Consider the following 13,737-nt stretch of genomic DNA (forward strand, 5'->3'; position numbering starts at 1 on the left):
TGCGCTTTACTTACCGCCGTTCAGGCGGTTCCGCAATTCCTTGCCCGTCTTGAAGAAGGGCACCCACTTCTCCTCGACCATCACCTTTTCGCCGGTACGCGGATTGCGCCCCTCGCGGGCCGGGCGGTTCTTGACCGAAAAGGCGCCGAAGCCGCGCAGTTCCACCCGGTTGCCTTCGGCCAGCGTGTCGCCGATCTCGTCGAGCACCGCATTGACGATGTTCTCGACATCCCGCTGGTAGAGATGCGGGTTGCGGTTGGCGATGATTTGGACGAGTTCGGATTTGATCATGGCTCTGCCGTCGGCGAGGTCAGCAAGGCGTCAGCGTGCCAAAGCGAGATCAGCCCGTCAAGGAAAAGCCTTTGGTTCAGGGCCTTTGTGACCGATGAGGCCGGGTTGGAAAGCCCGATCCGGCCGGCGACGAATTCGGCCGCGATGCCGAGGCCAAATAGGCCCGAATCCTCGCGGCGTGGCTCCCAACGAACGATCTTCAGGTCCTCGTCGATGCCTTGTGCGGTCAGCCAGGCGCGGGCTGCGTCCTCGCCGCCCAGTTCATCGACCAGCCCGTTGGCAAGGCTCACCCGGCCCGAATAGACCGACCCGTCGGCGAGCCGGTCGATCGTCGCCTGGTCGAAGCCGCGCCGCTCGGCGACCAGTTCCTTGAACCAGTCGAAACTGTCCATGACGAGCGCGCGCAGCATTTCCTCGGCGCCCTCGGGCGGTTCGCCGAAAAAGGACGGTTCGGCCTTGAGCGGCGTCGATTTGATCGCCCTTACGTCGACGCCCCAGTTCTCCAGAAGACCGGTGAAGTTCGGATATTGCACGATCACGCCGATCGACCCGACGATTGACGACTGGCGGGCGACGATGCGGTCGGCGGCGACCGCCACCATATAGCCGCCGGATGCGGCAAGCGTGTCGATCTGGGCGACGACCGGCTTTTCGGCGGCCAGCTTGCGGACCGCATCATGGACCGCTTCGCTGCCAGCGGTGGTGCCGCCAGGCGAATCGATGGCGATGATCACGGCCTTGGCCTGTTCGCTCCTGCGCACCCGCTCGATCAATGCCAGCAGGCGGTCGTCGCCCGTGATCGTGCCTTCGATGGCGATCCGTGCCACATGGGACCGGGTTTGCGGGCCGAAACGGTCGCCGCTGAATGAAGCGGTCAGCGCGATCAGGCCGGCAACGATCACGATGATGGTGATCGCGCGCCAGAAGGAGAGTTTCCGGCGCATCCGCTGCCGGTCTATGATATCGTCGGCCCGCAACGGTTCCATGGGTTCTCTCTCCGCTCGGCGTGTGGCGACGGGCCGCCGGGACATCCAAAAACGACCACATTGGAAACTTAATCGATCCCGACCGGGATTCCAGCCTCCCGAAAGCAATGTGCGACAGGCTGTGACGACTCACCGCGCCAGCTGCGGATGAAGGACTTGGGCATGGGTGAAGGATTTGGGCATGGGGCTTGAAGCGCGCAAAGAGCCGACATCGCCCGGCAGCGGCCGGCGGTTCGCGCGTGCCGCCAGCCATTCAAGGCGCGTGCGGCTGTTGCGCTGGCTGGTCCCGGCGGTCGCGGCCGTCGCCCTTGTCGGGGTTGCCGGCGTCATGGCAATATCGCGCATCGCCCTGCCGGGCATCGATGTGGATCTGGCGTCAAGCGCCATCGTCGACGGCAAGCTGGTGATCGCCGAACCGCGTCTTGACGGCTTTACGCCCGATCAGCGCGCCTACAGCGTCTCGGCCCGGTCCGCGACCCAGGAGATCGGCGCCGATCCGTTGACACTTCAGGAGCTGCGCGCCGATGTCGAGTTGGAAGACGGCACGACCGCCTTTCTCAGTGCCGAAAACGGTGTCTTCAATCCTGCCGATAACAGTCTCGTTCTGGGAGAACGCGCCCTGCTCGAAACGACCGGCGGCGTCAGGGCCATTTTTTCCGATGCGGAGGTCGATCTTGCCACTGGCGATCTGGTCGTGCGCGACACGGTTGAGATCGAGCAGCCCGGCATGCGGATCATCGCCGACCGGCTGACGGTTGAGGGCCACGGCAAAAGGCTGGTGTTTGAAAACAACGTCAACGTCATGATAGAGCCGACCGCCATCACCGCCAGGGTACAAACGGATACACAGCAATGAACAGGCAGAATTGGGGGCGCAACGCCCGAGCTTTCGCGCTGCTGGCGGCCCTATGCGCCCCTATCCTGGTCACGGCCCATGCCCATGCCCAGGTCGGCGGTGGCGACTTCTCGCTGTCCGGTGACGAACCCGTGCAGGTCGATGGCGATCGGCTCGAGGTGCTCGAGGACGAGGGCATGGCGGTTTTCGAAGGCAATGTCCGGGTGGTTCAGGGCGATACGGTTTTGCGGACGGGCAAACTGGTCATCCGCTATGCGCGCGGCGGCGACGGTTCGCTGGCAACGGGCGGCGCGCAGATCGACCGATTGGAGGCGAGCGGCGGCGTCAACATCCAGACCGCGACGCAGGTCGCCACCGGCGAGACCGGCACCTACGACATGGCATCCGAGGTCCTGATCCTGTCGGGCAAGCGGGTGACGCTGTCGGAGGACGGGAACGTCGCGACCGGGTGCCTCTTGACCGTCGACATGCGCGCCAATCGCTCCCGGCTCGAAGGATGCCGTGACCAGGGGTCGCGTCCGACCATCCTGATCCAGCCGCAAAGCCGCTGACCCGGTCCCCGGAACCCGACGAGATGCGCCCCCGTGTTGTCCCTGTTCAAACAGCGTAGGTCCGGCACAGCCGCCAAGGGCGGCCAGAACCTCGGCGGAACGCTCGTCGCGCGCGGACTGACCAAGAGCTATCGCGGCCGCAAGGTGGTCGATGGCGCCTCGATGGCGCTTCGGGCCGGTGAAGCGGTCGGCCTTCTGGGCCCCAACGGGGCGGGCAAGACGACCTGCTTTTACATGGTCACGGGGCTCGTGCCCGTCGACAGCGGCCAGATTCTACTCGACGGCCATGACGTGACGGCGATGCCTATGTATCAGCGCGCGCGCCTGGGCATCGGCTATCTGCCGCAGGAAGCATCGATCTTCCGCGGCCTTTCGGTCGAGCAGAACATCATGGCGATCCTGGAAGTCGTGGTGAAGGATGCCGCCGAACGCGCGCGCAAGCTCGATGCGCTGCTCGACGAATTCTCGATCGCCCATCTGCGCAAGGCGCCCTCGATTGCGCTGTCGGGCGGCGAGCGCCGGCGGTGCGAGATCGCTCGCGCGCTGGCCTCCGATCCGGCCTTCATGCTGCTGGACGAGCCGTTCGCGGGCGTCGACCCGATCGCCGTTTCAGACATTCAGGGCCTGGTGCGCCATCTGACCAAGCGCGGCATCGGTGTTCTGATCACCGATCACAACGTCCGCGAAACGCTGGGCCTGATCGACCGCGCCTATATCATCCATGCCGGCAGCGTGCTGACACATGGCCGTCCCGACGAGATCATCGCCAATCCGGACGTGCGCCGTCTTTACCTTGGCGACCAGTTTAGCCTTTGATCCCACCCGTGCGGCTGGCCACGCCGGGCAAAACCCGCTTTAATGACGCTATGCAAGTGTCGGGCCAATCGGGCCGGCCATAACCAAGCGGGACGAAATCTTCCATGGCGCTGACCGCCCGGCTCCATCTGCGTCAAGCCCAGACGATGGCGATGACGCCGCAATTGCTGCAGTCGATCCGTCTGCTGCAATTCTCGCACATGGAGCTCGAACGGTTCATCGACGACCAGATCGAGCGCAACCCGCTGCTCGAACGCGCCGACGAGGCGGGCACGGCGCAGCCGGCGGCCGAGATGCCCGAACCCGCCCTGCCGGTGGATGCGGCCGGCATGGCCGACCGACTCGATACCTCGCTGGAAAACGTCTTTCCCGACGATCCGGGCCGGACCGATGGCTCGGCCTCCGCCCGAAAAGGGGCGCATCGGGAGCGTCAGCCCGGACTGCCATCGATGGGCGTGCCGGACACCGATTGGCCGGTGGAGGAGTTCGCCGACCGCCCGCCGGGCCTGCGCGAACATGTGCGCGACCAGATCGCCATGACCGTGCGCGGCCAGACCGACAGGGCGATCGCCATCGACCTCGCCGATCATCTGGACGCGCGCGGATATATCGAGGCCGATCTCGACGCCATCGCCACGCGGCTGGTAGTGCCGCGTGAGGCGATCGATCGCGTGCTGGGCATGGTGCAGACCTTCGATCCGGCCGGACTGTTTGCGCGCGACCTGCCCGAATGCCTGGCGTTGCAGTGCGCGCGCCGCGACCGGCTGGACCCGGCGATGCGGGCACTTCTCGAAAATCTCGAATTGCTGGCGCGGCGTGATTTCAAGGCTCTGTCGCGTCTGTGCGGCGTCGATCAGGCCGATCTCGTGGACATGCTGGCGGAGATACGAACCCTCGATCCGCGCCCCGGCCTTGCTTTCGAACACAGCCCCGTCCAGGCGGTCGTGCACGATGTCGAGGTGCGGAAGGGCGCCGACGGAGCGTGGCAGATCGAACTCAACCGCGATGCGCTGCCGCGCGTTCTGGTTGATCGTGACTATTATGCGACCGTGACCGCCGGCGCGCTGGACGGCGCGGAAAAGTCGTTCATGACGCAATGTCTTCAGGATGCGCACTGGCTCGAGCGCAGCCTCGACCAGCGCGCCACCACGGTGCTCAAGGTCGCAACCGAGATCGTGCGCCAGCAGGACGGGTTTCTGACCGAAGGTGTCAGCGCCCTCAAGCCGCTGACGATGAAGATGGTCGCCGACGAAATCGCCATGCATGAGTCGACCGTCAGCCGCGTCGTCGCCAACAAGTTCATGATGACGCCGCGCGGCCTTTACGAATTGCGATTTTTCTTCTCCGGCGCGATCTCGGCGACCGATGGCGGTGATCGCGACCATGCGACCGAAAGCGTGCGTCAGCGCATCCGCGATCTCATAGAGGCCGAACGTCCCGAGAAGGTGCTGTCCGATGATGCGCTGGTGGTCCAGCTGCGGGCGGACGGCATCGACATCGCGCGGCGGACGGTCGCCAAGTACCGGGAATCGATGAACATTGCATCCTCCGTCCAACGCCGGCGCGAAAAGCGCGCTCTTGTGCTTGCCGGAACGTGACCGGGCATTTGGCCACCGGTTTCGCGGTGATTGCCCTTCACAATCCACCCCGATTGCACCAATCTGGCGGCGAGGCCACAAAGAGCCGCGGCCAATCCCCGGCCGCACGACGGGGCACAACAAGAAGAGGTAGGACCATGAGTCTGCGCGTTTCGGGAAAACACATGGAGATCGGCGATGCGTTCCGCACACGCATCGAGGACCGGATCGACGAGGCGATCGACAAGTATTTCGGCGGACGCGCCTCGGGCCATGTGGTGGTCGAAAAGTCGCGATCCCGATTCACCACCGACTGCACGCTGCACCTCGATTCGGGCACGGTCCTCCAGGCAACCGGCGAGGCTCAGGACCCGCAGGCCTCCTTCGACGCCGCCGCCGAGCGGATCGAAAAGCGCCTGCGCCGCTACAAGCGCCGGTTGAAGTCCCACCATGCCAACGGTGCGGCCACGCGGGTCGAGGAATATGCCTACCGCGTGCTCGAGGCGCTGCCCCAGGACGAGGATGAAGAGCTTCCCGACGACTACGCGCCGCTCGTCATCGCCGAGACCAAGATGAGTTTGTCCACCATGCCGGTCTCTTCGGCGGTTTTGCAACTGGACCTTCAGGACACGCCGGTCTATGTGTTCCGCAATGCTGGGAGCGGCGACGTCAACCTTGTGTACCGCCGCCCCGATGGACATATCGGCTGGATCGATCCGGGATCGTTGAAGTAGGGATCGGCAACCGCGCGGGACCAGATGCCCGCGCCGCGGTTTGCTTCGATCCGTCCCGGAGACCAAGGCCGCCGACCCAAGAGGGAATAACGATGGATCTGGGCGATATTCTCGCGGAAAACGCCGTGATCGGCGATCTGCGCGCCAGTTCGAAGAAGCAATTGCTGCAAGCCGTCTCAGAACATGCCGCCGAACTGACCGGCCTGTCGGCACGCGAGATTTTCGATACTGTCCTGCAGCGCGAAAAGCTTGGATCGACGGGCGTGGGGAACGGCATCGCCATTCCGCACGCCAAGTTTCCCGGCTTCGACCGGATCGCCGGCGTGTTTGCGCGGCTGCACGAGCCGATCGATTTCGATGCGCTGGACGAGCAGCCCGTCGATCTGGTCTTTCTGCTGTTGGCGCCGGAAAATGCCGGTGCCGACCATCTCAAGGCGCTGTCGCGCGTGGCGCGCCTGATGCGCGATCCCGGTCGCGTTGCCCTTTTGCGGGCGACCAGCGATCCGCAGGCGCTCTATCATCATCTGGTGGAAGGGCCGGCCTCCAACGCCGCCTGAGCGGCCCCGTGGGGCGGTCCTAGCGGATCCGGCGTTCGCTGTCGGGCTCGAACAGCATTGCCCGGTCCGGGTCGAAGCGCGCGGTGATCGCCTGACCGGGCTTGATCCCGTGGTTCTCGCCCAGCGCGATCGTCAGCGGCTCGTCCGTGTCGGCGCCCGAATAGCCATAGGACACACCGCCCAGATCCTCGATCACCTCGATGCGGGTTTCCAGCGACGCGCTGCCATCGGTCGAAAAATGCTCCGGCCGGATGCCCATCAGAACCGGTGTGTCCCGCTTCAGCGTCCCGCTCATCGGCACCGAAGCGCTCGTGCCGTCAAAGTCGTTAAGGGCGATGGTGGCGGTGCCATTGCCCGATGCGGTGACGGTTCCGCGCAGGAAGTTCATTTTCGGCGAACCGATAAAGCCGGCAACGAACAGATTGTCGGGGTCCGAATAAAGATCGAGCGGCGCGCCCGCCTGTTCGATCCGGCCGGCGCGGAGCACGACGATCTTGTCGGCGAGCGTCATCGCTTCGACCTGATCGTGGGTGACATAGATCATCGTCGCGCCCAGGTCATTGTGAAGCTTGGCGATCTCGAGCCGCATCTTCACGCGCAGTTCCGCGTCCAGGTTCGACAGCGGTTCGTCGAACAAGAACACTTTCGGCTCGCGTACGATCGCCCGGCCGATGGCCACGCGCTGGCGCTGGCCGCCGGACAATTGCTTGGGCTTGCGCTGCAAGAGCTGTTCCAGATGCAGGATTTCGGCGGCCTTGTGCACCCTCTCGCGGACCATCTCCGGATTGGCGCCGGTCATCTTCAGGCCGAACCCCATATTCTCCTCGACCGTCATGTGCGGATAAAGCGCATAGGACTGGAACACCATCGCCACGCCGCGGTCGGCGGGCTCGACCCGGGTCACGTCCTCACTGCCGATCGCCACCGTGCCGCCCGATGCCTCTTCCAGGCCGGCGACCAACCTCAGCAGTGTCGACTTGCCGCAGCCGGACGGGCCGACGAACACCGCGAACTCGCCCGATTCGATGGACAGATCGACACCGTGGATGACGTCCACGCTGCCGAACGACTTCTTCAGATCCCTCAGTTGGACGTCTGCCAATGGAAGCTCCCCCGCTACCGGCCGGTGTCCGCTACGCGCGCGGTCCCAGCCTGATTTCGATATCGGCATTGATGGCCGCCGCCGCCGCGCGCACATCGTCCGCCCATCGTTCCAGTTGCGCCATCGCGATGCGGTAACTCGGCGCCGTCACCGAGATGCCGCCGACGAAAGACCGGTCATGCGACCGGATCGGCGCGGCGACGCAGTGTATGCCGGTCTCATGTTCTTCCCGGTCAAAGGCGATCCCGGCGGCCCTGATGTCAGCCAGTTCCTCGCCCAGCACGGCCGCATCGGTCAGCGTGTGCTCCGTGTGCCGGCGAAAATCGACCCGCGCGATGCGCGCCCATGCGTCTTCGGGCGGCAGCGCCGACAGCGCCGCCTTGCCGACGCCGGTGCAATAGCAGGGCGAAGCATTGCCGATCTGGCTGTGCATCCGCACCGCCTGGCGCGATTCCACCTTGTCCAGATAGATCACCTCGAGATCGCTCAGGACGCCCAGATGGACCGTTTCGCCGGTCTTTTCGTGCAGCGCGGCCAGGTGTGGTTCGGCGATCTCTCGAAACCGATTGCCCGACCATGCCCGCGCGGCGAACTGCAAAAGGCGCAGCCCCAGCCCGTATGAATGGTCGGGATTGACCTGCAAAAGGCCCTCCGAGATCAGGTTGGAGACCTGCCGGTGCAGCGTGCCGGGCGGCTGACCGATTGCCTCGCGCAGATCGCGAAAGCGCATCGGCCGCTCGGCGCGAGCCACCACGTCGAGCACGGCAACCGCCTTGCCCAGCGTGCCGGTATCCGGCACCGTCCGCGCGCGATCGGCATCCGATTTCCGGTCGGTCCTGTCCTGTTCGATCCAGGTGTCCATGTCCTCCCCGGCGGACGGCATGGGAGACCGTCCGGCTCTTGACTCCTTATCGACCTTAGCTCAATAATTCAAGATAGTCAAACGACGTTCCACTATATGGAACAACTTGTGCGGCGTCGTTTGTCTGAAAGAACCGCATTTGCGCCGTCCCGGATCAACCGTTCGGCGCGCGTTTGGGTGGCGGAGAGGCGCCATCCGCATTCGGGAGGAAAATCGGAATGAAATCCATTCTCAAGGGCGCCGCGTTCGGCGTCTTGGCAACAACGATGATGGCGGGCTCGGCCTCCGCCAGTGAACTCGTCATCACCTTCGATGACCTGAATCCGGCGCCGAAGGCCGCATTCGAGGCTGCGGTCGAGGCTTTCCGCGCCGCCAACCCCGACATCGAGGTGACCGCCAACAATGGCGACCGCGAGGCGCACAAGAACACCATCCGCAGCGCGCTTCAGAACGATGCGCCCGACGTCATCACCTGGTATCCGGGCAACCGCATGGCGCCCTTCGTCGACGCCGGCCTGTTCATGGACATTTCCGACCTGTGGGCGTCCGACCCCAACCTGTCGCAGCATTTCGAAGCCATCAAGCCGACCATGTCGCGCGACGGCAAGCAGTGGGGCGTGCCCTATTCCTATTATCAGTGGGGCGTCTATTACCGCAAAGACATCTTCGACAAGCTGGGCCTGTCCGAGCCGACGACCTGGGACGAGATGCTGGCTGCGTGCGACGTGATGAAGGAAAACGGCGTCACGCCGTTCACCATCGGCACCAAGTTCCTTTGGACGGCAGCCGGCGTGTTCGATTATCTGAACCTGCGCACCAACGGCTATGAGGTGCATAACGCGCTGACCGCCGGCGAGATCAAATACACCGACGATCGCATCCGCGCGACCTTCGCCAACTGGGAGACGATGCTGGAGCGCTGCTCGTTCGTCGACAACCACGCGACGATGAGCTGGCAGGAAGCGCTGGCCCCGTTCGCCAATGGTGACGCCGCCATGTATGTCATGGGCAACTTCGCCGTCGCCGGCATGAAGGACGCGGGCCTGACCGACGAGCAGATCGACTTCTTCCAGTTCCCGGAAATCACGCCCGGACTGCCGCGTGCCGAAGAAGCGCCGGCGGACGCCTTCTTCATCCCGGCGAACGCCACCAATGTGGAGAACGCCAAGAAGTTCCTCGCCTTTGTCGCTTCGCCCGAAGTGCAGGCGGAATGGAACAAGGCAATCGGCCAGCTTCCGCCCAACTCGGCCGCCGCGATCAATGAGGACGACAAGTTCATCGTCGAGGGGATGGAGACGCTGTCGACCGCATCGGGCCTGGCCCAGTTCTATGACCGCGATGCGCCGGCGGCGATGGCCCAGGCCGGCATGGAGGGCTTCCAGCGCTTCATGCTCGACCCGAGCACGCTCGACGAAGTGCTGACCGAACTCGATCGCGTTCAGGGCGAAGTCTACTAAGCCAACAGCGAAAACCGGCCAGACCTATTCGGGTCTGGCCGGATCATCCGCCGGCAGGCATTTGGTCGCGGCATTCCAGAGCGGGAACAGGCGACGCAAATTCGTCCCGGCGCTTTCGGGGAGGAGCACCCATGGCGAGCGCGGCAACAGCCAGCGCGGGCGGCCTTCGAGCCAGCCGTTACGAGACCGAAACTGTCCGCGTGGCCGTATCGGGCGTGGTGCTCGTCATCGCGGCCTGGCTTCTCTTCTTTGTCGTCGATCCCGGCGTTATCCAGAACTGGCTCGGCTATGGCCAGCGCAGCGACGCACGCGTACCCGCTTTCTTTGCCCGTTTCGCGCTGCTGCTGGCCGTCATCGTCTCGGGCTTCACGCTGGTCACCTCGACCGCCTACTACAAGCGCAACCGGATCCGGCTTGCGCCATGGATGTTCGTCTCGATCGGCCTCATCTTCTTTGCCGTCTACGTCATCCTGCCGATCTTCCAGTCCTTTTCCTACTCGTTCACCCGCTGGGACGGACTGCGCGACATCAACGGCGTGTGGACCGGCGAATGGGTCGGTCTCCAGAACTATCAAAGGCTGCTCGAGGACCCCAACTTCTACACCTCGCTGTGGAACAACCTGTTGTGGCTGGTCCTCTATATGCTGGCCGTGCCGATCGGGCTGGGCATCGCCCTGTTTCTGAACCAGACAGTCACCGGCATCCGCATCTACAAGTCGCTCTTCTTCTTCCCCTTCGTCATCTCACAGGTCGTGGTCGGGCTGATCTTCACCTGGGCCTACAATCCCGAGTTCGGGCTCGTCGGAGAGATCTGGGGCTGGTTCTTCTGCGAGGAGACCACGAACATCATGGGCAACCCGACGACGGTCTGCTCGGTCGATCCGCCCAACATCCTCGGCAACCCCGATGTCGCGACCTACGGCATCATCGCCGCCGGCCTGTGGCCGCAGATCGCCTATTGCATGATCCTTTACCTGACCGGGCTGAACAACGTATCTCCCGACCAGATCGAGGCCGGCCGGCTCGATGGCGCCAAGGGCTGGAAGATGCTGCGCCACGTGATTCTGCCTCAACTCGCGCCGGCGACCTTCCTTGCCGTGGTCGTCACCGTGATCGGTGCGCTGCGCTCGTTCGACATGATCGCCACGATGACGCAAGGGGGGCCCTTTGGCTCCACAAACGTGCTGGCCTACTACATGTACGACCAGGCGGTCGGTGAGGGCGTCGGTCGCTACGGCTACGGTTCGGCCATTGCCGTCGTCCTGTTCGCCATCATGCTGGTCTATATCAGCTACTTCCTGTGGCGCATGTGGCAGGACGAAAGGGAGGCGCGCTGATGTCGGACACCTTTCGCGCCCGTGTCGCCGCAATCTGCGAGCGCCTTCCTGGATCGGAGGTGTCCGACCCCTGGGGCGGGGGCCACGACGCCTATAAGGTCGGTGGCAAGATGTATGCCTGCATCGGCGCGATGACGCCGGGCGTCGCGGTCAAATGCGCGGATATCGAAACCGCCGAAATGCTGAAATCGGTCGGCTTTGCCGCGCATGCACCCTATTTTCACAAGAGCTGGGTGCTGTTGCCCGAGGACGCCGATGGCGGCGAACTGAAACAGCGTATCGAGCAGTCCTATGATATCGTCCGGGCCAAGCTGCCCGCCAAGGTCCGCAAGGCGCTGCCCGAGCGCAGCAGAGCGGAGGCGGTCTGATGTTCCCGCGCCCCATCGAAAAAGCCACTCCGGTCGCGCAGTTCGCTTACAAGGCGGCGCTGCCGGTCGCTTTGTTCGTCTGGCTCCTGCCGCTGCTGGCGATCTTCCTGACCTCGATCCGCCCGGCGATCGACATCAACACCGGCAACATGTTCGGCATCCCCAGCGAATTCGTGATGTTCGACAATTATGGCCAGGTGCTCGCCCAGCCCAACGCGCTGCGCTACATGCTCAACACGCTGATCATCACCATCCCGACGGTGATCCTTTCCGTGTCGCTGGCCTGCCTGACAGGCTATGCGCTGGCGGTCTACCGGTTCCGCTGGGCGCTGCCGCTCTTCTTCGTCTTCGTCGCCGGCAATTTCGTGCCGTTCCAGATCCTCATGCTTCCGGTCGTCGACCTGTCGGTGCGGCTCGAAATGATGAACACCATCCCCGGTCTCGTCATCTTCCATGCCGCGTTCCAGACGGGCTTCTGCACGCTGTTCATGCGCAACTTCATCAAGGCGCTGCCGTTCGAATTGATCGAGGCCGCGCGGATCGAGGGCGTCGACGAGTTCAAGATCTTCTGGCACCTGGTCCTGCCGCTGGTGAAACCGGCCATCGCCGCGCTGTCGGTGCTGATCTTCACCTTCATCTGGAACGACTTCTTCTGGGCGACGGTGATGCTGCAGGACGATGCGAACCTGCCGATCACCGTGGGCGTGCGCACGCTCAACGGCGAATTCGTCCAGCAATGGCAACTGATCTCCGCGGCCTCGCTTCTGGCCGCCCTGCCGCCGGTGATCATGTTCTTCGCCATGCAAAAGCACTTCATCGCCGGGCTGACGCTTGGCGCAACCAAGGGCTAGCATTCCATGAGCGTGTCTCCGACCATCGCCTTCATCGGCGCCGGGTCCACCATCTTCATGAAGAACATCATCGGCGACGTTCTGCACCGTCCGGCGCTGTCCGGCGCGGTGATCCGTTTGATGGACATCGACCAGACGCGGCTCGACCAGTCCAGGCTGGTCGCCGAGAAGCTGGTCGCAACGCTCGGCGCAAGCGCGACCGTCGAGGCGACAACCGATCGCCGCCGCGCGCTCGATGGCGCCGATTTCGTTGTCGTCGCCTTCCAGATCGGCGGGTTCGAACCGGCCACGGTCGTCGACTTCGAGGTTCCCGAGCAACTTGGCCTGAAGCAGACCATCGCCGACACGCTCGGATTGGGCGGCATCATGCGCGGCCTGCGCACCGTGCCGCATCTGTGGGCGCTGTGTCAGGACATGACCGAACTGTGCCCCGACGCGATCCTCCTGCAATATGTCAACCCGATGGCGATCAACACCTGGGCGATAGCCGAACGCTATCCGAACATTCGTCAGGTTGGCCTTTGCCATTCCGTGCAAGGCACGGTGAAGGAACTGGCGCGCGATCTGGGCATCGATCCATGGCGCATCCGCTATCGGGCGGCGGGCATCAACCATGTGGCGTTTTTCCTCGAGTTCGAGGAACGGATGGACGATGGCACCCATCGCGACCTCTATCCCGATCTGCACGCCGGCTACGAGGCGGGCCGCATCCCGCTGGAGCCCGATCACAATCCGCGCTGCCCCAATCTTGTGCGCTATGAGATGATGAAGCGGCTCGGCTATTTCGTCACCGAGAGCTCCGAGCACTTTGCCGAATATGTGCCCTGGTTCATCAAGCGCGACCGGCCGGACCTGATCGAGCGGTTCCGGATTCCGCTGGACGAATATCCCAAGCGCTGCGTCGAACAGCAGAGCGCCTGGGCCGCGCAGTATGAGGAATACCGCTCCGCCGAGACGATCGGCGTCGAGCCGAGCCATGAATATGCCTCCGACATCATCAATTCGGTGTGGAGCGGCGAACCGTCGGTCATTTACGGCAATGTGCCCAACCACCGGCTGATCGACGGTCTTCCCGATGGCTGCGCGGTCGAGGTACCGTGCTTGGTCGACGCCAACGGCGTCCAGCCGACGCGCGTCGGCGCCCTGCCGCCGCAGCTCACGGCGTTGATGCGGTCCAATGTGAACGTTCAGGAACTGACGGTGCGGGCGCTCGTTGAAGAAAGGCGCGAGCATGTCTATCACGCCGCGATGATGGACCCGCATACGGGCGCCGAACTCGATCTCGACCAGATATGGACTGCCGTCGACCGGCTGATCGAGGCGCACGGCGCCTGGCTGCCCGACTGGCTGCATGGCGACGCGATGCGTGTCGCAGCCCAATAGGAGTAACCA

General features: G+C 64.0%; 15 protein-coding genes. 11 read left to right on the top strand and 4 right to left on the bottom strand.

Features of this window, described 5'->3' with window-relative positions:
• Positions 1–6: 6 nt before the first annotated feature.
• Together ACOQOU_RS12525 and sppA are read right to left on the bottom strand one after the other, a co-directional pair.
• Positions 7–291, bottom strand: a complete 285-nt coding sequence (locus ACOQOU_RS12525; protein ID WP_109766784.1) for an integration host factor subunit beta — start codon at positions 289–291, stop codon at positions 7–9.
• A complete protein-coding gene (gene sppA, locus ACOQOU_RS12530; protein ID WP_109766785.1) occupies positions 288–1,277 on the bottom strand; it encodes a signal peptide peptidase SppA in 990 nt (329 codons plus the stop codon). The genes ACOQOU_RS12525 and sppA overlap by 4 nt, the downstream gene beginning before the upstream one ends.
• 181 nt (positions 1,278–1,458) lie before the next feature.
• Here sppA and ACOQOU_RS12535 point away from each other — a divergent pair, with 181 nt between their 5' ends.
• The 6 genes from ACOQOU_RS12535 (at position 1,459) to ptsN (ending at position 6,368) form a co-directional block, all read left to right on the top strand.
• Positions 1,459–2,133, top strand: coding sequence for a hypothetical protein (locus ACOQOU_RS12535; protein ID WP_120222605.1), 675 nt, complete (start codon positions 1,459–1,461; stop codon positions 2,131–2,133).
• On the top strand, positions 2,130–2,684 hold the full coding sequence (locus ACOQOU_RS12540; protein WP_109766787.1) for an LptA/OstA family protein: 555 nt from the start codon (positions 2,130–2,132) through the stop codon (positions 2,682–2,684). Before ACOQOU_RS12535 ends, ACOQOU_RS12540 begins: the two co-directional genes overlap by 4 nt.
• A gap of 42 nt (positions 2,685–2,726) precedes the next feature.
• A complete protein-coding gene (lptB, locus tag ACOQOU_RS12545) occupies positions 2,727–3,500 on the top strand; it encodes an LPS export ABC transporter ATP-binding protein (RefSeq protein ID WP_306026237.1) in 774 nt (257 codons plus the stop codon).
• Positions 3,501–3,604: 104 nt separating this feature from the next.
• Complete coding sequence (gene rpoN, locus ACOQOU_RS12550; RefSeq protein WP_306026210.1) at positions 3,605–5,098, top strand: RNA polymerase factor sigma-54; 1,494 nt, start codon at positions 3,605–3,607, stop codon at positions 5,096–5,098.
• A 137-nt stretch (positions 5,099–5,235) separates the two neighbouring features.
• Complete coding sequence (hpf, locus tag ACOQOU_RS12555; protein ID WP_109766790.1) at positions 5,236–5,811, top strand: ribosome hibernation-promoting factor, HPF/YfiA family; 576 nt, start codon at positions 5,236–5,238, stop codon at positions 5,809–5,811.
• A gap of 92 nt (positions 5,812–5,903) precedes the next feature.
• Positions 5,904–6,368, top strand: a complete 465-nt coding sequence (gene ptsN / locus ACOQOU_RS12560; protein WP_306026211.1) for a PTS IIA-like nitrogen regulatory protein PtsN — start codon at positions 5,904–5,906, stop codon at positions 6,366–6,368.
• A gap of 19 nt (positions 6,369–6,387) precedes the next feature.
• Here ptsN and ACOQOU_RS12565 read toward each other — a convergent pair whose 3' ends face one another.
• Both ACOQOU_RS12565 and ACOQOU_RS12570 read right to left on the bottom strand, forming a co-directional pair.
• Positions 6,388–7,470, bottom strand: coding sequence for an ABC transporter ATP-binding protein (locus tag ACOQOU_RS12565; protein ID WP_245412707.1), 1,083 nt, complete (start codon positions 7,468–7,470; stop codon positions 6,388–6,390).
• A 31-nt stretch (positions 7,471–7,501) separates the two neighbouring features.
• Positions 7,502–8,332 carry an IclR family transcriptional regulator gene (locus ACOQOU_RS12570; protein WP_109766860.1) on the bottom strand — a complete coding sequence of 277 codons (831 nt, stop codon included), beginning with the start codon at positions 8,330–8,332 and terminating at the stop codon, positions 7,502–7,504.
• Between the two features lie 218 nt (positions 8,333–8,550).
• Here ACOQOU_RS12570 and ACOQOU_RS12575 point away from each other — a divergent pair, with 218 nt between their 5' ends.
• From ACOQOU_RS12575 to ACOQOU_RS12595, 5 genes are all read left to right on the top strand, one after another.
• Positions 8,551–9,789 (top strand): ABC transporter substrate-binding protein, encoded by a 1,239-nt coding sequence (locus ACOQOU_RS12575; protein WP_306026212.1) that lies wholly within the window; start codon positions 8,551–8,553, stop codon positions 9,787–9,789.
• 131 nt (positions 9,790–9,920) lie between these two features.
• Positions 9,921–11,126 (top strand): sugar ABC transporter permease, encoded by a 1,206-nt coding sequence (locus ACOQOU_RS12580; RefSeq protein WP_346433278.1) that lies wholly within the window; start codon positions 9,921–9,923, stop codon positions 11,124–11,126.
• Positions 11,126–11,494 (top strand): MmcQ/YjbR family DNA-binding protein, encoded by a 369-nt coding sequence (locus tag ACOQOU_RS12585; RefSeq protein WP_109766794.1) that lies wholly within the window; start codon positions 11,126–11,128, stop codon positions 11,492–11,494. Before ACOQOU_RS12580 ends, ACOQOU_RS12585 begins: the two co-directional genes overlap by 1 nt.
• Positions 11,494–12,345, top strand: a complete 852-nt coding sequence (locus tag ACOQOU_RS12590; protein ID WP_109766795.1) for a carbohydrate ABC transporter permease — start codon at positions 11,494–11,496, stop codon at positions 12,343–12,345. Before ACOQOU_RS12585 ends, ACOQOU_RS12590 begins: the two co-directional genes overlap by 1 nt.
• A gap of 6 nt (positions 12,346–12,351) precedes the next feature.
• The gene (locus tag ACOQOU_RS12595) at positions 12,352–13,728 is read left to right on the top strand and encodes an alpha-glucosidase/alpha-galactosidase (RefSeq protein WP_306026213.1); all 1,377 of its coding nucleotides are present in this window, start codon (positions 12,352–12,354) and stop codon (positions 13,726–13,728) included.
• Positions 13,729–13,737 lie beyond the last annotated feature (9 nt).

The sequence above is a fragment of the Oceaniradius stylonematis genome (genome assembly GCF_965223445.1).
Lineage (GTDB): Bacteria > Pseudomonadota > Alphaproteobacteria > Rhizobiales > Rhizobiaceae > Roseitalea > Roseitalea stylonematis.